At 62.9% G+C, this 16091-nt stretch carries 24 protein-coding genes; 10 read left to right on the plus strand and 14 right to left on the minus strand.

What is annotated here, in order from left to right:
- The first annotated feature begins 82 nt into the window (after positions 1–82).
- Positions 83–484 carry a hypothetical protein gene (locus tag X750_RS141305; RefSeq protein ID WP_023670154.1) on the plus strand — a complete coding sequence of 134 codons (402 nt, stop codon included), beginning with the start codon at positions 83–85 and terminating at the stop codon, positions 482–484.
- Between the two features lie 245 nt (positions 485–729).
- Here the strand turns inward: X750_RS141305 and X750_RS141300 are convergent, their stop codons facing one another.
- The 3 genes from X750_RS141300 to X750_RS141290 form a co-directional block, all read right to left on the minus strand.
- A complete protein-coding gene (locus X750_RS141300; protein ID WP_023684003.1) occupies positions 730–1161 on the minus strand; it encodes a heme-binding protein in 432 nt (143 codons plus the stop codon).
- Between the two features lie 175 nt (positions 1162–1336).
- Entirely contained in the window at positions 1337–1570 is a 234-nt protein-coding gene (locus X750_RS141295; RefSeq protein WP_023748331.1) for a hypothetical protein, read from the minus strand.
- A gap of 79 nt (positions 1571–1649) precedes the next feature.
- The gene (locus X750_RS141290; protein WP_023684001.1) at positions 1650–2177 is read right to left on the minus strand and encodes a helix-turn-helix domain-containing protein; all 528 of its coding nucleotides are present in this window, start codon (positions 2175–2177) and stop codon (positions 1650–1652) included.
- A gap of 115 nt (positions 2178–2292) precedes the next feature.
- On the opposite strand from X750_RS141290, the gene X750_RS141285 reads away from it, so the two are divergent.
- From X750_RS141285 to X750_RS141270, 5 genes are all read left to right on the plus strand, one after another.
- Positions 2293–3126, plus strand: coding sequence for an alpha/beta hydrolase (locus tag X750_RS141285; protein ID WP_023748332.1), 834 nt, complete (start codon positions 2293–2295; stop codon positions 3124–3126).
- A gap of 116 nt (positions 3127–3242) precedes the next feature.
- Positions 3243–3899, plus strand: coding sequence for a glutathione S-transferase family protein (locus X750_RS141280; RefSeq protein ID WP_023748333.1), 657 nt, complete (start codon positions 3243–3245; stop codon positions 3897–3899).
- Between the two features lie 5 nt (positions 3900–3904).
- Entirely contained in the window at positions 3905–4231 is a 327-nt protein-coding gene (locus tag X750_RS0133515; RefSeq protein WP_031198036.1) for a metalloregulator ArsR/SmtB family transcription factor, read from the plus strand.
- A gap of 23 nt (positions 4232–4254) precedes the next feature.
- The gene (locus X750_RS141275) at positions 4255–4629 is read left to right on the plus strand and encodes a nuclear transport factor 2 family protein (protein ID WP_032904808.1); all 375 of its coding nucleotides are present in this window, start codon (positions 4255–4257) and stop codon (positions 4627–4629) included.
- Positions 4630–4645: 16 nt separating this feature from the next.
- The gene (locus tag X750_RS141270; RefSeq protein WP_023715031.1) at positions 4646–5110 is read left to right on the plus strand and encodes an SRPBCC family protein; all 465 of its coding nucleotides are present in this window, start codon (positions 4646–4648) and stop codon (positions 5108–5110) included.
- 29 nt (positions 5111–5139) lie between these two features.
- Here the strand turns inward: X750_RS141270 and X750_RS141265 are convergent, their stop codons facing one another.
- The 3 genes from X750_RS141265 to X750_RS141255 all read right to left on the minus strand — a co-directional run bounded on the left by X750_RS141265 (position 5140) and on the right by X750_RS141255 (position 6964).
- Complete coding sequence (locus X750_RS141265) at positions 5140–5403, minus strand: metalloregulator ArsR/SmtB family transcription factor (protein ID WP_023748334.1); 264 nt, start codon at positions 5401–5403, stop codon at positions 5140–5142.
- A gap of 32 nt (positions 5404–5435) precedes the next feature.
- Positions 5436–6674: an MFS transporter gene (locus X750_RS141260; protein WP_023748335.1), complete on the minus strand. Its 1239-nt coding sequence runs from the start codon at positions 6672–6674 to the stop codon at positions 5436–5438.
- Between the two features lie 95 nt (positions 6675–6769).
- A complete protein-coding gene (locus X750_RS141255) occupies positions 6770–6964 on the minus strand; it encodes a DUF1192 domain-containing protein (protein ID WP_023748336.1) in 195 nt (64 codons plus the stop codon).
- A 146-nt stretch (positions 6965–7110) separates the two neighbouring features.
- On the opposite strand from X750_RS141255, the gene X750_RS141250 reads away from it, so the two are divergent.
- From X750_RS141250 to X750_RS141245, 3 genes are all read left to right on the plus strand, one after another.
- Positions 7111–8121, plus strand: a complete 1011-nt coding sequence (locus X750_RS141250; RefSeq protein WP_031196069.1) for an NAD(P)H-quinone oxidoreductase — start codon at positions 7111–7113, stop codon at positions 8119–8121.
- 324 nt (positions 8122–8445) lie between these two features.
- Complete coding sequence (locus X750_RS1000000164985; RefSeq protein ID WP_023670143.1) at positions 8446–8586, plus strand: DUF1127 domain-containing protein; 141 nt, start codon at positions 8446–8448, stop codon at positions 8584–8586.
- A 326-nt stretch (positions 8587–8912) separates the two neighbouring features.
- Positions 8913–9605 carry a DUF1013 domain-containing protein gene (locus X750_RS141245; RefSeq protein WP_023670142.1) on the plus strand — a complete coding sequence of 231 codons (693 nt, stop codon included), beginning with the start codon at positions 8913–8915 and terminating at the stop codon, positions 9603–9605.
- Between the two features lie 63 nt (positions 9606–9668).
- Here X750_RS141245 and X750_RS141240 read toward each other — a convergent pair whose 3' ends face one another.
- From X750_RS141240 to X750_RS1000000164990, 3 genes are all read right to left on the minus strand, one after another.
- Positions 9669–10388 carry a YafY family protein gene (locus X750_RS141240; RefSeq protein WP_023683994.1) on the minus strand — a complete coding sequence of 240 codons (720 nt, stop codon included), beginning with the start codon at positions 10386–10388 and terminating at the stop codon, positions 9669–9671.
- 126 nt (positions 10389–10514) lie between these two features.
- Complete coding sequence (locus tag X750_RS141235) at positions 10515–10925, minus strand: hypothetical protein (RefSeq protein ID WP_031197101.1); 411 nt, start codon at positions 10923–10925, stop codon at positions 10515–10517.
- A 181-nt stretch (positions 10926–11106) separates the two neighbouring features.
- The gene (locus X750_RS1000000164990; RefSeq protein ID WP_023670139.1) at positions 11107–11277 is read right to left on the minus strand and encodes a hypothetical protein; all 171 of its coding nucleotides are present in this window, start codon (positions 11275–11277) and stop codon (positions 11107–11109) included.
- A 204-nt stretch (positions 11278–11481) separates the two neighbouring features.
- Between X750_RS1000000164990 and X750_RS1000000164995 the strand changes: the two genes are divergently transcribed.
- The gene (locus tag X750_RS1000000164995; protein WP_023683991.1) at positions 11482–11643 is read left to right on the plus strand and encodes a hypothetical protein; all 162 of its coding nucleotides are present in this window, start codon (positions 11482–11484) and stop codon (positions 11641–11643) included.
- A gap of 9 nt (positions 11644–11652) precedes the next feature.
- Here the strand turns inward: X750_RS1000000164995 and X750_RS141230 are convergent, their stop codons facing one another.
- The 5 genes from X750_RS141230 to X750_RS141210 all read right to left on the minus strand — a co-directional run bounded on the left by X750_RS141230 (position 11653) and on the right by X750_RS141210 (position 16038).
- A complete protein-coding gene (locus X750_RS141230) occupies positions 11653–11973 on the minus strand; it encodes a hypothetical protein (RefSeq protein WP_155922469.1) in 321 nt (106 codons plus the stop codon).
- Between the two features lie 25 nt (positions 11974–11998).
- A complete protein-coding gene (locus X750_RS141225; RefSeq protein WP_023706280.1) occupies positions 11999–12712 on the minus strand; it encodes an SGNH/GDSL hydrolase family protein in 714 nt (237 codons plus the stop codon).
- 63 nt (positions 12713–12775) lie between these two features.
- Complete coding sequence (locus X750_RS141220) at positions 12776–13516, minus strand: thioredoxin family protein (protein WP_023737389.1); 741 nt, start codon at positions 13514–13516, stop codon at positions 12776–12778.
- A gap of 172 nt (positions 13517–13688) precedes the next feature.
- Positions 13689–14714, minus strand: a complete 1026-nt coding sequence (locus X750_RS141215; RefSeq protein WP_023748338.1) for a class I fructose-bisphosphate aldolase — start codon at positions 14712–14714, stop codon at positions 13689–13691.
- Positions 14715–14835: 121 nt separating this feature from the next.
- Positions 14836–16038, minus strand: a complete 1203-nt coding sequence (locus X750_RS141210; RefSeq protein ID WP_023670132.1) for a phosphoglycerate kinase — start codon at positions 16036–16038, stop codon at positions 14836–14838.
- Between the last annotated feature and the right edge of the window lie 53 nt (positions 16039–16091).

A 16091-nucleotide genomic window follows, 5' to 3' on the forward strand; every position in this document is an offset into this window, starting at 1 on the left:
GGGCATTCTACAGAAGGTGCCCCCATTGTTTAGGCAATTCCTTGGGAAACCGCTTTCCTGGAATTGCTAGAGGAGACGCCTGATGTTCGGTGCCATCCCGCTGCTGATCGTGCCCTTCGTGGCCTACAATCTCGGACTCCTCGGAATATTCGGCAGCGGCGACGATCCGTGGGCGACCGAGATCTTCTCGTTCAGCATGATGTCGGGCGGGGTGTTCTCGATGACGCTCGGCGACCTGATGGTGGTGATCGGGCTGATCTTCCTGTTCCTCGAAATGGTGAAGTCGGTGCGCACCACGAACGCCTCGATCATGGACCATCTGTTGTCGACGCTGGTCTTCGTGGCGTTCCTGGTCGAGTTCCTGCTGGTGAAGGGCGCGGCGCACTCCGTCTTCTTCACGCTGATGGTGATCGCCCTGTTCGATGTGCTGGCCGGGTTTTCGGTGTCGATGCGGTCGGCGAGTAGAGACATAAATTTGAACTAGCCGCCTTCGTTGGATGGTCGCATCCGTTCGCGATTGGCGTGGCTGCTCTTTCTGGTCCTCCTGGGGCGAAGCAAGGAGCGAAGCGACGCGGCGCAGACCTTGGGATCCATTCCGTGAAGCTAAGGCGTTGCAACGGTTCAGAATTCTGCTCCGCTTACACTTGCGGCAAAGGTCGCGGCATGGATCCCGGGGTCTTCGCGACGGAGCTTCGCTCCTGCTTCGCCCTGGGATGACGAAGCTCCCCCTCAGCCCGGATCGGCGGTGAAGCCGGCGGCTTCGATGCCAGCGATGGCGGCGGCCTCGTCATTGTCCGACGTATCGCCCGAAATTCCGACGGCGCCGATGGCGGCGCCTGCCTTGTCGCGGATCAGCACGCCGCCGACGACTGGCAACACGCGTCCACCCGAGACGTCGGAAATGCCGGCGACGAGATGCGGCCGCTCCTTGGCGAAAGCCTCGACACGGCGCGAGCCCATCCCGATGGCGAGCGCGCCATAGGCCTTGCCGGCCGACATTTGCGGGCGCAGGAACGAGGCTCCGTCCTGACGCTGGAAGGCGACGAGATGCGCGCCGGCGTCCAGCACGGAAACGCCGAGCGGCTTGAGCTTCAGCTCGGCGCCCTTGGCGAAGGCGGCGTCGATGATGTGCTTGGCTTTTTCGAGGGTCAGTGCGGTCATGGCTGTCTCCTGATCAAAACGCGTCAATCATCGCCTGACATGCGGGATGCGAAATCCCGGTTGCGGTTGAAATTGCTTCGCGTGGGAAAGCGGAAATGGCGGGCATTGCTGATCGTGGCACATGGCGGATACGATCCGCCGGCATCCAGATCGGGCGTCGATGAAGAAGGCCGCGCTATTTTTTCTTGGCTCGGGGCGCTTTCTTGACCGGAACGGCAGGGGCGTTGGCGAGGTCTTCCGCTTCCTTGGCAAGGCGCAATGCCCGGAGCTTGTTGGTCTTGGCCTGGCGGGCGTCGGCCTCGGCGACATACTCCGCCATCGCCTTTTGCCGCACCGTGGCTGCCTCTTCCTGCTTCTTGAAACGCATATCTGCCCTGGCGCGGGCAGCATCCTTAGAGTTCTCGACCAAGAGCGTTATCCAATCCCGTAAATTATGTTTTTCAGCCCCTTGATAGCAGAGCCGGCCTGATAATGGGGAAATAAGTTGGTCAAGCGGCCGGGGCCTCGATGCCGCTCGACGCCTTGCGGGCTACCACCGCCTCATATCCGGCCTGCAATGTAGCGCGGACGGAAGGCTGCGCGGGTGTGGCGACAGGCGTGCCCAGATGGTCGTGGCGCAACTCGTCCATGAACTGCTCCCACATTGGCGGCCCGCCTTTCTCCAGCAGCTCGGCGCGGATCGAAAGCTCCTCGCTCACCGGCAGCCAGACGCGGCCCCAAGCGCCGAGATGCGCCATGATCGGCACCAGCGTGATGGCCATCTCGGTCAGGCTGTAGATCGCCTTCTGCTTGTGCGAGGGGTCGTCGGCCTTGGTCAGCATGCCGAGTTCCATCAGCCGCTTCATCCGGTCGGCCAGGATATTGGAAGCGATGCCCTCGATCGAGCCGTTGAGCAGTTCGCGAAAGTGGCGTTTGCCGCCAAAAATCATGTCGCGCAGGATGATCAGGCTCCAGCGATCGCCGAACACTTCCAGCGACAGATTGATAGGGCATCCCGAGCGGTGTTCGGTTTTCATCCGACTCTCCTCAAAAAACCGGTTGCATTATCGTATCAGTTTTATTATCGTGCAACCGATTGCAAAATGCAACCAGTTTGATTGGCCTTTGATTGGCCGATAGGAGGAGAGTCCCATGACAAGGGCCGCAGCACCCGAAATCGTCTCCCAGACGTTTGGCGATCCCGGAGATCCAGCCATTCTGCTGATCATGGGCGCCATGGCCTCGATGCTCTGGTGGCCGGAGGCGCTCTGCAAAAAGCTCGCCGGCGAAGGCCACTTCGTGATCCGCTACGACAATCGTGACACCGGCCTGTCGACCAAATATACGCCGGGCGAGCCGCCGTATACGTTCGACGACATGGCGGACGATGCGGTGCGCGTCCTCGACGGTTGCGGCATCGGCAAGGCGCATGTGGTCGGGATGTCGATGGGCGGCATGATCGCGCAACGACTGGTGTTGAAACATCCCTCGCGTGTCATCACACTGACGGTGATCAGCAGTTCGCCGGTGGGGATCGATACATCGCACCTGCCGGGGACGACCGAGGCCTATATGGAGCACTCGGCCGATGGCGCCAAGGTCGATTGGTCGGACCGCGACCAGGTGATCGGCTTCGTCGTCAAGGATGCGCGTGCGATCGCCAGCAACGCGCATCCCTTCGACGAGAAGGCGATGCGCGCGTTCGTCCAACAGGACTACGACCGATCCGGCGGCTTCCTGAGCGCGACCAACCATTTCATGCTGAAGAGCTGCGAGGATCTGAAAGGACGCCTGTGCGAGATCAAGGTTCCGCTGCTCGTCATTCACGGGACATCGGATCCGATCTTTCCGGTCGAGCATGGCGCAGCCCTTGCCGACGCTGTTGCCGGCGGGCGGCTTGTCCGCGTCGAAGGCGGTGGCCACGAACTGCATCCCGACGACTGGGGCACGATCGTTGCCGCCATCGTCACGCATACCAAGCCCTGAAGGCAGTCTCGAACCTTGACACATTCGCCTCACGGAAATAGTTAAGTAAATGCTTCAGTATTGGCGCTGGCTGGCACCGCTCCAGTATCGACGAACCGCAAACAGACGAGCAAAAAATGTCCCTGACGTTCCATTTCCATCCGCTGGCATCGTTCTGCTGGAAACCGCTGATTGCGTTTTACGAGAACGATACGCCCTTTACGCCGGTTATCGTCGACCTCGGCGACGAGCAGTCGCGGGCAGCACTCCTGAAGGTGTCGCCGACCGGCAAGATGCCCGCGCTGCGTGACGATGCACGCAATCGCACGGTGCTGGAATCGACCATCGTCATCGAATATCTGGCCGCGCATTATCCCGGGCCGGTCGAGCTCATCCCGGCCGAGGCCGACCTTGCTCTCCAGGTCCGCCAGGCCGACCGTTTCTACGATTTCTACGTGCAGGCGCCGATGCAGAAGATCGTCGGCGACAAGTTGCGCCCGCAGGACAAGACCGATCCGTTCGGGGTCGACGAGGCGCGCGCGCAACTGCGCAACGCCTATGCGATCATCGAGGAGGAGATGCGCTCGAAACTCTGGGCGGCCGGCCCCACCTTCACCATGGCCGACTGCGCGGCCTCGCCGGCGCTGTTCTACGCCAACAAGGTCGAGCCGTTCGGCGACAGCTATCCGGCCGTGAAACGCTGCCACGACCGCCTGCTCAAGCGGCCGTCTTTCGCCCGGGTGATCGAGGAGGCGCAGCCCTACTTCAAGTTCTTTCCCTACAATAACGGCTGATCGCGATGCTGCACGATCCCGCCCAGCTCGACCTGATGTTCCAGGCGCTCGCGGACCCGGCCAGGCGCAGCATGGTCGAGCGGCTGTCGCGTGGGCCGGCCTCGGTCAGCCAGTTGGCCGAACCGCTGGCGATGTCGCTGTCGGCCGTCGTCCAGCATCTCAACGTGCTCGAAGCAAGCGGGCTGGTGCGCTCGGAAAAGCTCGGCCGCGTGCGCACCTGCCAGATCGCGCCGCAGGCGCTGCGCAGTGCAGAACACTGGATCAACGAACGGCGGCTGACATGGGAGCGTCGGCTCGACCGGCTCGGCGATTTTCTCGCCGAGACCGAATGACCTGAAGCAGAGGAGAAATGACCATGCCCGGCAAAAGCAGAGCGGAGTTGATCCGCGGCTATTTTTCCGCCTACCAGGCGAATAACAAGCCTGCCGTCGCGGCGGTGCTCGCCAACGATTTCACCTTCACCAGCCCCTATGACGACGCCATCGACCGTGCGACCTATTTCGAGCGCTGCTGGCCGGACAGCCCGGCCTTCAGCTCGATCGTCATCGAGCGGATATGCGAGGACGAGGACGCCGCCTTTGTCCTCTATCGCTGCGAGACGGCGGACGGAAAGACCTTCCGCAACACCGAACTGCATCTGTTCCATGGCGACAGGTTGCGCGCCGTCGAAGTCTATTTCGGCGCGTCCTATCGCGACGGCGTCTTCGTCGCGCAGAAACCATCAAGCTGACCAAGAGGACCCGACCATGGCCGAACGATCCGTCGTCCACTCCACCTTCGTCCTCGAGCGCCTCTATCCAGTTGCGCCGGCGAAAGTCTATTTCGCGCTCAGCGATCCGGCCGCCAAGCGGCGCTGGTTCGCCGACCCCGACAACCCGATGACCCACAGGCACGAAATGGATTTTCGCGTCGGCGGCCAGGAGGTCAATGCCGGCGGGCCGAAGGACGGGCCGATCCACACCTATACCGCCACCTATCAGGACATCGTGCCCAACCAGCGCATCGTCTACAGCTACGACATGCTGTTCGGTGATGTCAGAATCTCGGTTTCGCTGGCGACAATTGAGCTTCGCCCGGAAGGCACGGGCACGCGTCTGGTGCTCACCGAGCAGGGCGCGTTTCTCGATGGGCACGACACACCGTCATCGCGCGAGCATGGTACCGGATTCCTGCTCGATGCGCTGGGCAAGGCGCTGGCAACGGACACTTGAAAGCCAGGGAGGCGAGCTGGAATCGCGGCCTATGCTTCCCAGAACTGATCAAGCCAAATATTGAGCTTGAGGAAGCCGCCACTGCTGACTGTATAGACCCGCCTCGTGCCCTCGGCCTTGGCCTGAACCAGACCGGCGTCCAGCAACACTTTCAAATGCTGGGACACGGCCGGGCGGGAGACTGGCAGGCCCGAAGCCAGTTCGTTGACGGTTTTCGGGCCGCGCCGGAGCTCTTCCAGAAGATAGCGCCGGCTGGGGTCGGCAATCGCCATGAAGGCGTCAGAAAAGATCATGCCTATACTTGTGGGGCAAAGCTTTTCAAATCTCAACCGTCGGCTTCCGCTTTTCTGAGCCGCAGTGCTTCAGGGGTGACCGAGCGATCGGCCGGCTGGGTCTTGAAGGCATCGCGGTCTTCGATCGGCACCGGCGCGCGGCGGCTGATGCGCAGCAGCGTGTAGGCGGCGAGGCTGAGATGCGCCAGCGCGGTGGCCAGGAACAGGCCTTCGGGGCGGAGCCAGCCCATCAGGGCGGCAGCCAGCAAGGGCCCGATCATGGTTCCGAAGCCATACAGAAGCAGCAGGCCGCCCGAGACCTTGACGAAATCCTCCGATCGGGCGTGGTCGTTGGCATGCGCCACGGCGATCGAATAGAGCGTGTAGGCAAAGGCGCCGTAGGTGGCGGCGAAGACAATGACGAGGACGGCGGAACGCGGTTCGAACAGGAAGATCAGGATGGCGAACAGTGCGGCGCCGAAAGCCGCGCCCGCCAGCACGAAACGGCGGTCGGTCTTGTCGGAGAGGCGTCCGGCCGGAAGCTGCATGGCCGCGCCGGCAATAACGACAAGGCTCATCATCAGTGCGATCTGGGCGGTGGAGATGCCGATACGGGCGCCGTAGACGGCGCCAAGCGTGCCCCAGGCGCCATTGGCGATGCCGACCAACAGGCAGGCGATCGCCGACACCGGCGAGTTGGCGTAGAGGCCTTTGACGTCGAGCTTGACGTCCTGCAGCGGCTTGGGAGACGAAGCCGACGACACCGCGGTCGGGATCAGTGATAGGCAGAACAATATGCCGGTGATCATGAACAGCGACGCCGATCTGACGTCGCCGCTGGCAACGATCATCTGGCCGCCCATGATCGAGGCATAGGTGACCATCATGTAGAGGCCGAAGACGGTGCCGCGGTTCTCGTTGGTGGCCTTCTCGTTCAGCCAGCTTTCGATGACCATGAAGGCGCCGGCCATGGTGAAGCCGGTGAAGGCACGCAGCAGGATCCAGACATATTCGTCGATGATCAGGCCGGTAAGCAACGCCACGATGGCGCCCGAAGCGGCAAAGGCGCCGAACGCCCGGACGTGGCCGGCGCGGCGCACCAGGCGCGGTGCGAAGAAGCAGCCGGTGACGAAGCCACCGGCCCAGGCCGTGCCCATCAGACCGAGCGATGCGGTCGAAAACCCTTCGAGTTGACCTCGCAACGGCAACAACAGGCCGTGCAGTCCCGAAGCCGCGAGCAGGAAAGCGGTGCCGCGAAGCAGCGAGAGGATCGGCCTGTAGCTTGCAAACATTGTTTGATCCGTCTGGAGATTCGGTGGCGGGGTCTGAAGACAGGCGCATTCGGGCTTTCGGCGGCGGATGCTCAACGCCGAAACTAACGCGAAAACTAGCCGCGGCGAAACAGGGCTTCGGCCGCCGATTTGGTGCTGCCCTTGGTCTGGAGCTCGGCTTCGAGCCGGGCAATCTCGTCGCGCAGGATGCTGATCCGTTCGGTAAGGTCACCGACCGAAAGCAGCGACAGATCCTGTCCGATCTCATGCGGGCGGGCTTTCTTTTTGGGTTCGTCGTCGAAGATCGCCATCGTCGCTCCTCCCTATTCAGTATTGGGCTGATTTGGCCATTTGCCTGATCCGGCAATCAGCATACATAGGGCAGGGGCGCAGATGCAAACAGCCGGCAAGAAGCTGGCAGCCGGCGACAGACCGGCGGACCGAGACGGGAAATTTCATGGCGAGCGGACATAAAATTCCAGCCACGATGACGGCCATCGCAATCTCGCAACCGGGCGGGCCGCGGGTGCTGAAACCGGAAACGCGCGACGTGCCGGTGCCTGGTCCCGGCGAAATCCTGATCCGGGTGCGTGCGGCCGGCGTCAACCGCCCCGACGTGCAGCAGCGCAAGGGCGCCTATCCGGCGCCGCCCGGCGCTTCCGACCTGCCCGGCCTCGAAGCATCGGGCGAAGTGGCCGCCCTTGGCGACGAGATATCGCGCTGGCGTATCGGCGACCGGGTCTGCGCGCTGACGCCGGGGGGCGGTTATGCCGAATATGTCAAGGTTCATGCCGGCAGCGTGCTGCCGCTGCCCGCCGGCTTCACCCACACGGAGGCGGCCGCGGTTCCGGAAAACTATTTCACCGTCTGGCACAATGTGTTCGAGCGCGGCGGCTTGAAAAAGGGTGAGACGCTGCTGGTCCATGGCGGCTCATCGGGCATCGGCACCACGGCGATCCAGCTGGCGTCGGCCTTCGGCGCGTATGTCGTCACCACCGCCGGCTCGAAGGAGAAATGCGACGCATGCCTGAAGCTCGGCGCCGACCGGGCGATCAACTACCGCGAGGAGGATTTCGTCGCGGCGGTCAAGGATGCGACCGGCGGCAACGGGGCAGACGTCATACTCGACATGGTCGGTGGCGACTATATCGCGCGCAACTACGAGGCCGCCGCGGTCGAGGGCAGGATCGTCCAGATCGCCGTCCAGGCCGGCGCGATGGCGAGCGCCGATTTCTCGAAAATCATGGTCAAGCGGCTGACCCACACCGGCTCGACGCTGCGGCCTCGCACGGTCGAGTTCAAGGCGGCGCTCGCCGCCGCACTGGAAGCACAGGTGTGGCCGCTGCTCGGCACCCGCAAGGTAGCGCCGGTGATGGACATGATCTTCCCGCTGACCGACGCATGGCGGGCGCATGAGCGCATGGAAGAGGGCGAGCATATAGGCAAGATCGTTCTCGACGTCGGGTAGATGGGCGAGAGTCAGGTGAGGCCGGCCTGCGAATGGCGGCTCCCTGCGCTTCCCGCCTCCGCCGGCCGAAGCCCCCATGAGGGGTTGCGGCAGTTAAGGCTACGGCCGGCGTAGGCCGGTTCTCGGGAGCCGCCATTCTCGGCTCGGCCTGACCTGAATCTCGCTCATCCTCCGCGCTCAGCCTGTCGGCAAGATGAACAGAAGCTTAATGCTGCAATGCAGCATTTGCATTGCGGCTATGCAAAGACGTCTGTTCAATTCGTGGGCAGCACTGCCTATCTAAGCGTCATCGAAACGATTTGATCCAACAACTGGAGGACAACCATGAACCCGATCCGCGCTTTCCGTAACTGGCGTATGTACAACGAAACCGTGCGCGAGCTGAACAAGCTCAACGCCCGTCAGCTCAGCGACCTCGGCATCAGCCGCGGCGACATCGAGAGGATTGCCCGCAAGGCCATCTAATTCGAAGCATGGTCGGCCAGTGAGGCCTGACCACGCGGCAGAAGCAAGAGCCGCCGCAGACGGTATCCCGTCGCCGGTTCCGAGCCCGCTGGACCCTGTCCGGCGGGTTTTGTCGTTTTGGACCCCTGTTACAACTCGGCATCAATGATCGCCGGAGCCGAGGTCCTCCTGGCCTCCCCTGCTGTCCGGTGTCCGACGGCTGCGCCCTGCGCCAAAAACATTGCGAAACGGCAACGGAGCGGTTATACAGGCCGCGAATTTCCCATTTTGGTGGCTCTAAACCACCGCCCGCGCGGGAACGCGGGCGAACGAGAAGGATTTTTGAAATGGCCAATACGCTGCTGATGCCCAAGGCGACCGCCGTCTGGCTGGTCGACAACACCGCGCTGTCCTTCGAGCAGATCGCGCAGTTCTGCGGGTTGCATCCGCTCGAGGTCAAGGCGATCGCCGACGGCGAATCGGCGCAGGGCATCAAGGGCATGGATCCGATCATGACGGGACAGCTGACCCGCGACGAGATCGCACGCGCCGAGAAGGATCCGAACCAGCGCCTGAAACTATCCGACCCCAAGGTGCGGGTGCCGGAATCCAAGCGCAAGGGTCCCCGCTACACGCCGTTGTCGAAGCGCCAGGACCGGCCCAACGCCATCCTGTGGCTGGTCCGCAACCATCCGGAATTGAAGGACGCGCAGATTTCGCGCCTGGTCGGCACGACCAAGTCGACGATCGAACAGATCCGCGAGCGCAAGCACTGGAATTCGGCCAATCTGCAGCCGATGGACCCGGTGACGCTGGGTCTCGCTTCGCAGATCGACCTCGACATGGAAGTCAACCGCGCCTCGCGCGGCCGCGAGCAGGCGCAGCCTGTCGGCGACACGCTGCTGCCGGCTGCCGTGACCGAGCGCCTGGTGCCGGCGCCGGAGAAGCCGAAGGACGAGGATGCCGAGCTCGACGCAAACGCCGTGTTCGCCAAGCTCTCGGCGCTCAAGTCCAAGAAGGAAGATGCGGACGACGAGTAAGGTTTGCGACAGTTCATCAAAAAAGCCCGCTTCGAGCGGGCTTTTTCATTGATTATCGAAGTCTCAGCTGCGCGCCGCCCGGTCCGGCGTCATGCCATAGTCCTCCGAGCGTTCGACGGCGCGGTAGAAGTCGGCAAGCTGCTTGCCTCGCTCAGGCTTGAAGATGCGGCCGGCGATGACCACCGAGGCGATGCGGTCGATGCGGAAGGCGCGGAAATCGTCGCGCATCTCGCACCAGGCAACCAGCGTCCATACCTTGCCCCAGAACCACAGACCGAGCGGACGGATGTCACGCCCGGTGCCGCGGCCGGCCTCGTCGCGGTAGTCGATGGTCAGCACCTGTCGCTTCTCGACAGCGCGCTCGATCACGTCGATCGCCTCACGCGCGGCGTCGCTCACCACCCACATCGGCGTGTGGATCTCGGTGCGGGCGATGCGGTCCTTCTCGGCGTCGGGCAGGACGGCGCCGATCTTGACCAGCGCCTCGTCGGCCGCACGCGCCATGGCCGCGCCGCCAAAGGCCCGCACCATGCGGGCGCCGGCGACCAGCGCGACGATTTCGTCACGCGTGAACATCAGCGGCGGAAGGTCGAAACCCTCCCTCATCATGTAGCCGACGCCGGCCTCGCCGTCGATCGGCACTCCGGTCGACTGCAAATCGGCGATATCGCGGTAGATGGTCCGCTCGGAAACCTCGAGCCATGTGCCGAGCTTCTGGGCGGTGACCAGCCGGCCGCCACGCAGGTGCTGCACGATCTGAAAGAGCCTGTCGGCACGTCGCATCGTATGGTCCCTCGGCTGCTTGTCTATGAATGTCATGGTCCCAAAACCGGTTCCGGGTGACATCCATGTCCTGTTTTATGCTTGTCGTTCTCCCAAAAACCGCTGCGCACTTTTGGGCGACACGCATTATGGTTTAAGTCCTTCGCGCCTGCGCTGCACGGCGACGAATTCCGCGCCGAAGGACAACTTCTTCGTTGTCGGCGTGTTCACGTCGAGCACACGCCAGTACGGCGTGATATCGTTCAGCGTCATGCCGCGTTCGAGATCCTCATTGGCGGCTTCGGCGACGGTGCGCAGATGATAGCCGATGGTGACCGGACATGTCACTTGCGCCCCATGCTCGATGGCGAGGGCGGTGCGCAAGGCGCGTACATCCATCTCGACGCCGTTGGGGATCGTGCGAATGAAATCATCGACCTGACGGGCCGTCGGCACCAGCATCGGCTGGCCCTCGACGACGTCGCCCATTGTGCGTGGCGTCGGCTTCACGCCGTTGACGCCCGGCGTGTTCAGCCTGTCGTTCCAGCTTTTCACCATTCATGTCTCCTGACACGTTTATGGCATGGTGCTCCTGACAGCATTCTGTCAGGAGCCTTCAGCATTGTCCGTAGCAGGCGCCAAAGTTTTTGCGCCAGCCCGAGGGGTCGCCGCCCGGGGGTCGATGTCAATGATCCGGGCGTTGCGGGGTCCGCATCCAAGCATTGTCATGTAAAACGCCTCAGATCTCGCGAATGCGGCTGTGACCCTCATACATATCCGGCCAGCCAATGTCCTTGCGGATGTCCGCCGGCAAGGAGTTCAGGAAGCGCTGGGTACGAACTTCATTGCGCATCGTGCGGATCTTGCCGACATAGTGCTGTACGCTGTTCAAAATACCAAAGCTGTTCATGACCATCTCCTCTTCTCTGATGGAGACACTATTGCATACCCCTCCTGACAGCAGTCTGTCAGGAGCATGTCAGCTCGTTGAAGAAAGCTGCGAGGTGCTTGGCGGTCGGTTCGGAAACGAGCCTTTTGTCAGGAATGGCCAAGTCGACCGAGACCATGCAAGAACCGCTTTGACAGCCTGTCGCGATGCTGCTCAAAGGCGGGCATGTCGAAACTCCTCGCGCTCGTCATCATCGGCATGATGGCCATTCAGCTGATCAAGCCGCTCGGCTGGCCGGGCCTGAAGCGGCGCGGCGATTTCTGGAAGCTGGCCCTGATCGCCATGGCGGCCATCGCGCTGGCGGGTGCGCTGGGGCACTGGGCATAGCCTTGAGGGTCAGGTCGGGTCCACCGTTCCCATGGCAATCATCCGGATGGCGTTGAGGCTGGGCACGAAGAAGTAATCGCCACCGCGCGTCGTCATGAATTCCGGCAGGTTCGCCGCAATAAAAGGCGTGGCGTTGGCCGGGCCGGCCGGAATGACATGCTTGCTCGATTCGGCGCGGTTGCCGGTCAGCGTGCAGGTGTCGTTGCCGGTTTCGGAATCCAGGCCGTAGCTCATCCATTGCTGCTGGATGATATTCTGGCTCAGATCCATTGGAAGCAGGCTGCAATCAACAGTATTTGGAAATACTCGCGTCAGTTCTCTGAAGCCCACCAGTCCGAGCTTGTGCCCCCTCAGGTCAATCGGCGAGCACCCATCCGACCAGATGTTCGGCCCAGGCGCGGTAACCGGCTTCCGAGGCATGAAAGCCATCGGAGGCAAAGCCGGCCTCAGGGTTGGTGATCGGCAGCCGTGGCGCCGGCACGGCGCCGCGCTCGAAACAGAGGCGCTCGCCCATGCGGTTCATTGCGGTAGCGCGGATTTCGAGTATCTTGCCGAGCAGCGGCGGCATGGCCGGCGCACGGGTGAATTCCAGCACCGGCGACCAGACGACGCGGGCCTCCGGCCATTTGGCGCGCAGCGCGTAAAGCAGGCCGCCGAACTCTTTCTTGAAGCGCGGCACCGAGTGGAAATTCTTGGTGTCGTTGGTGCCGATGGCGAGCACGATGTGCGTCCACCGATCGGCCGACAGATTGGGCAGCACATGGTCGCGGATCTGGCCCGACGTTGCCGAGTTGAATCCGGCGGCGCGCCAGCGCACGGCAAGGCCGGTTCGTTTTGCGACCAGCATTGCAAGCTGCGCGGCAAGCCCGTTCTCGGAATTGCCGATGCCGACGGAAGCGGCCGAGGAATCGCCCAGCACCAGCAGCGAGATGGCCGGCGCCTTGCCCGATATTTCGTGCATGACCGGCCCTTGTGCCGGCAGCATGCGGGTGGTGCGGCGGCGCACGCCGAGGCCCTGCCAGACATAAACGGGGTAGGCGAGCCAGGTAAGAAGGGCCGGGAAGCGCATGGCGATACCGTTTAGAGATCAGCGGCAGCCTTAGCGCAAGTTTCGCCTGAGGTGAACGAGCTTCTAGTCGCAGCAGTTCGGCTTGTCCGCCTGCTTGTCCTGATATTCGTCATGCAACCGCACCCAGTCCATCAGGCTATGATAAGGGCCATTTTCGCCGCGGCCCTTCGGTGTCATGTCGAGATAGTCGTAAGTGCCGATCTGCGCCTCGCCGCCGCGGGCGCGCGACATAAAGGTAAGGAATATGTCGCCGTTCTCTTCCTTGTAGAAAACACTGGTGCCGGGAAGGTCCTTTGACGTGCGCGGACGCGTCTCGAAATTGTAGGTGGTGTCGCCGCCCGCGATCTGCTTGTCGGTGAAGGAGACCTGCATGTCGAAGTTGAAATCCGAGGCGTAGGACGACACCCAGTCGAATTTCCAGCCCATACGCTGCTTGTAAGGCAGCAGTTCCGCCAGCGGCGCGCGCGCAACCACCACCAGCGACACGTCGTGGTGCCTGAGATGCTGATCGGCGCCGTCTATATGGTCGGCAAGGAAGGAGCAGCCTTCGCAGCGGTGGTTCGATCCTGGCGTCATCATGAAGTGGTAGACGATCAGTTGGCTGTTGGCGCCGAACAGTCCGGCCAGGTTCTTCGGACCCTGCTCGGTCTCGAAGACATAGTCCTTGCGGATTTTCATCCAGGGCAGTTCACGCCGCTCGGCGGCGATGCGCTCACGCAACCGTGTCAATTCCTTCTCGCGCGCCAGATGCGCCTTGTGCGCCTCAAACCAGTCTTCACGCGAAACCACCTTGCTGCGAGTCATGAAGTTCTCCCTGTCTGTTCACCCAAGGACGTTTGGGGTGGGCAGAAACCGACATCGCCGTCAGCTTTTGCCGAAAAGGAGATAAGGATGGACGAACTCCGTCCAAGCCGGGCTTTGCATAAACAAACCCGGGCGCATCGGCCCGGGTTGTATGACAACGGGAGGACTGCGCTCAGGCGGCCTGTTCGAGGCTCGCCGTCCATTGTCCCAGCGCCGCCAGATGGTTCATGTGGGCACGATGGGTGAAGGCGGCCTGGCCGGCGGCGACGTTCGATGCCTTGCCGCTCCAGGCCTTTTGCGGGGCGGCCTGCAAGGCGCGGCCATAGGAGAAGGTCAGCTTCCACGGATGCGGGCCGATGGCGTTGATGGCGTTGAGGTTGGCGGTAGCCTCCTCGTCCGACTGCCCGCCCGAAAGGAAGGCGATGCCCGGCACCGCTGCCGGTACGGTTTCGCGGAACAGTTTTATGGTCTTTTCCGCGACCTCTTCGGGGCTGCTCACCTTGCCCGACTTCCTGCCGGCCAGCACCATGTTCGGCTTCAGGATGGTGCCTTCCAGCACAACGCGCGCCGCATGCAGCTCGTCATAGAGCTTGATCAGCGTTGCCTTCGAGATGTCGTAGCAGGTGGCAATGTCGTGCGCGCCGTCCATCAGCACTTCCGGTTCGACGATCGGCACGATGCCGGCCTCCTGGCACAGTGCGGCATAGCGGGCCAGCGCATGGGCATTGGAGGCAATCGAATTGGCCGAGGGCACGCCCTTGCCGGTGTCGATGTCGATCACCGCGCGCCATTTGGCAAAGCGGGCGCCGAGCTTGTAATAATCCGCGAGCCGCTCGCGCAAGCCGTCGAGGCCTTCGGTAACGGTATCGCCGGGAAAGCCGGCGAGTGGCTTGGCGCCGGCATCGACCTTGATGCCGGGAATGGCGCCCGCCGCCTTGATGATGTCGACCAGAGGCGTGCCGTCGGCAGCCTTCTGACGGATGGTCTCGTCGTAGAGAATGACGCCGGAGATGTACTTCGTCATTGCGTCCTTGGCGCGGAACATCATCTCGCGGTAGTCGCGGCGGCTATCGGCGGTCGATTCGACGCCGATAACGTCGAAGCGCTTCTTGATGGTGCCGGAGCTCTCATCGGCGGCCAGCAGGCCCTTGCCGCCGGCCACCATCGCGGCGGCAATGTCTTCGAGACGTTCGCTCATTTTTGCTTCTCCTTGACGGTGTTGTTCCGCGCTTAAGGGAAGTCTACCGCCAAAGGAATGGCATCGGAAAGCTCGAATCGATTGAAAGTTTCCAGCGCCTCGTTTGACGCCCTCGTCCCGATCAGGCCTGCTTCTTCAGGACGTCGACGCCGGGCAGCGGCTTGCCTTCCATCCATTCCAGGAAAGCGCCACCGGCGGTCGAGACATAGGTGAAGTCGTCGGCGACGCCGGCATGGTTGAGGGCGGCCACCGTGTCGCCGCCACCGGCGACCGAGACCAGCTTGCCGGCCCTGGTGCGGGCCGCCGCGTGCCTGGCCGCCGCCACCGTGGCGTGGTCGAAAGGCTCGATCTCGAAGGCGCCGAGCGGGCCGTTCCAGACCAGCGTCGCGGCGCGGTCGATCCATTCACCGATCGTCTTCACGGTCTTTTCGCCGACATCGAGGATCATGCCGTCAGCCGGGACATCCGAAATGGCAACGGTCTCGCTGGCGGCACCCGCCTTGAATTCCTTGGCGACGACACCGTCGACAGGCAGGATGATGGCGCAGCCGGCTTCGGCGGCCTCGATCATGATCTGCTTGGCGGTCGCGGCAAGGTCATGCTCGCACAGCGACTTGCCGACAGCGGTGCCACGCGCAGCGAGAAAAGTGTTGGCCATGCCGCCGCCGATGACCAGCGCGTCGACCTTCTTCACCAGGTTCATCAACAGGTCGATCTTGGTCGACACCTTGGCGCCACCGACAATGGCGACGACAGGGCGGACCGGATTGCCGAGCCCCTTCTCCAGCGCCTCGAGCTCGGCCTGCATGGTGCGGCCGGCATAGGACGGCAACAGCCGCGCCAGGCCTTCGGTCGAGGAGTGCGCCCGGTGGGCGGCGGAAAAGGCGTCGTTGACGAAGATATCGCCATTGGCGGCGAGCCGCTCTGTAAAGGCCGGGTCGTTCTTCTCCTCGGTCTTGTGGAAGCGGGTGTTTTCCAGCAGCAGCACATCGCCCTTGTTCATGGCGGCGACCGCACTGCCCGCCGTGTCGCCGACGCAGTCGCCGGCAAAGCCGACGGGGCGGCCAAGCACCTCCGCGGCAGCCTTGGCGATCGGCTCCAGCGAGAATTCGGGCGAGGGACCATCCTTCGGGCGGCCGAAATGCGCGAGCAGGATGACCTTGGCGCCCTTGCCGGACAGTTCGGCGATGGTCGGCGCAATGCGTTCGATGCGGGTGGCGTCGGTGACCTTGCCGTCGGCGACGGGCACGTTGAGGTCGACGCGCACCAGCACGCGCTTGCCGCTGATATTGCCGATATCGTCGAGTGTCTTGAAGGCGGCCATGCTGATACCTTTCCGTGAAAAATCGCCGGGACCATACCTCGCATCGATGACGA

This window comes from Mesorhizobium sp. LNJC391B00 (genome assembly GCF_000502535.1).
In the GTDB taxonomy this organism is placed as follows: domain Bacteria; phylum Pseudomonadota; class Alphaproteobacteria; order Rhizobiales; family Rhizobiaceae; genus Mesorhizobium.

What these genes read in the sequence shown, in the direction of transcription:
- X750_RS141305 (WP_023670154.1), top strand. Translation starts at nt 83, where the DNA reads ATGTTCGGTGCCATCCCGCTGCTGATCGTGCCCTTCGTGGCCTACAAT.
- X750_RS141300 (WP_023684003.1), bottom strand. Translation starts at nt 1,161, where the DNA reads ATGACCGCACTGACCCTCGAAAAAGCCAAGCACATCATCGACGCCGCC.
- X750_RS141290 (WP_023684001.1), bottom strand. Translation starts at nt 2,177, where the DNA reads ATGAAAACCGAACACCGCTCGGGATGCCCTATCAATCTGTCGCTGGAA.
- X750_RS141285 (WP_023748332.1), top strand. Translation starts at nt 2,293, where the DNA reads ATGACAAGGGCCGCAGCACCCGAAATCGTCTCCCAGACGTTTGGCGAT.
- X750_RS141280 (WP_023748333.1), top strand. Translation starts at nt 3,243, where the DNA reads ATGTCCCTGACGTTCCATTTCCATCCGCTGGCATCGTTCTGCTGGAAA.
- X750_RS0133515 (WP_031198036.1), top strand. Translation starts at nt 3,905, where the DNA reads ATGCTGCACGATCCCGCCCAGCTCGACCTGATGTTCCAGGCGCTCGCG.
- X750_RS141275 (WP_032904808.1), top strand. Translation starts at nt 4,255, where the DNA reads ATGCCCGGCAAAAGCAGAGCGGAGTTGATCCGCGGCTATTTTTCCGCC.
- X750_RS141270 (WP_023715031.1), top strand. Translation starts at nt 4,646, where the DNA reads ATGGCCGAACGATCCGTCGTCCACTCCACCTTCGTCCTCGAGCGCCTC.
- X750_RS141265 (WP_023748334.1), bottom strand. Translation starts at nt 5,403, where the DNA reads ATGATCTTTTCTGACGCCTTCATGGCGATTGCCGACCCCAGCCGGCGC.
- X750_RS141260 (WP_023748335.1), bottom strand. Translation starts at nt 6,674, where the DNA reads ATGTTTGCAAGCTACAGGCCGATCCTCTCGCTGCTTCGCGGCACCGCT.
- X750_RS141255 (WP_023748336.1), bottom strand. Translation starts at nt 6,964, where the DNA reads ATGGCGATCTTCGACGACGAACCCAAAAAGAAAGCCCGCCCGCATGAG.
- X750_RS141250 (WP_031196069.1), top strand. Translation starts at nt 7,111, where the DNA reads ATGGCGAGCGGACATAAAATTCCAGCCACGATGACGGCCATCGCAATC.
- X750_RS1000000164985 (WP_023670143.1), top strand. Translation starts at nt 8,446, where the DNA reads ATGAACCCGATCCGCGCTTTCCGTAACTGGCGTATGTACAACGAAACC.
- X750_RS141245 (WP_023670142.1), top strand. Translation starts at nt 8,913, where the DNA reads ATGGCCAATACGCTGCTGATGCCCAAGGCGACCGCCGTCTGGCTGGTC.
- X750_RS141240 (WP_023683994.1), bottom strand. Translation starts at nt 10,388, where the DNA reads ATGCGACGTGCCGACAGGCTCTTTCAGATCGTGCAGCACCTGCGTGGC.
- X750_RS141235 (WP_031197101.1), bottom strand. Translation starts at nt 10,925, where the DNA reads ATGGTGAAAAGCTGGAACGACAGGCTGAACACGCCGGGCGTCAACGGC.
- X750_RS1000000164990 (WP_023670139.1), bottom strand. Translation starts at nt 11,277, where the DNA reads ATGAACAGCTTTGGTATTTTGAACAGCGTACAGCACTATGTCGGCAAG.
- X750_RS1000000164995 (WP_023683991.1), top strand. Translation starts at nt 11,482, where the DNA reads ATGTCGAAACTCCTCGCGCTCGTCATCATCGGCATGATGGCCATTCAG.
- X750_RS141225 (WP_023706280.1), bottom strand. Translation starts at nt 12,712, where the DNA reads ATGCGCTTCCCGGCCCTTCTTACCTGGCTCGCCTACCCCGTTTATGTC.
- X750_RS141220 (WP_023737389.1), bottom strand. Translation starts at nt 13,516, where the DNA reads ATGACTCGCAGCAAGGTGGTTTCGCGTGAAGACTGGTTTGAGGCGCAC.
- X750_RS141215 (WP_023748338.1), bottom strand. Translation starts at nt 14,714, where the DNA reads ATGAGCGAACGTCTCGAAGACATTGCCGCCGCGATGGTGGCCGGCGGC.
- X750_RS141210 (WP_023670132.1), bottom strand. Translation starts at nt 16,038, where the DNA reads ATGGCCGCCTTCAAGACACTCGACGATATCGGCAATATCAGCGGCAAG.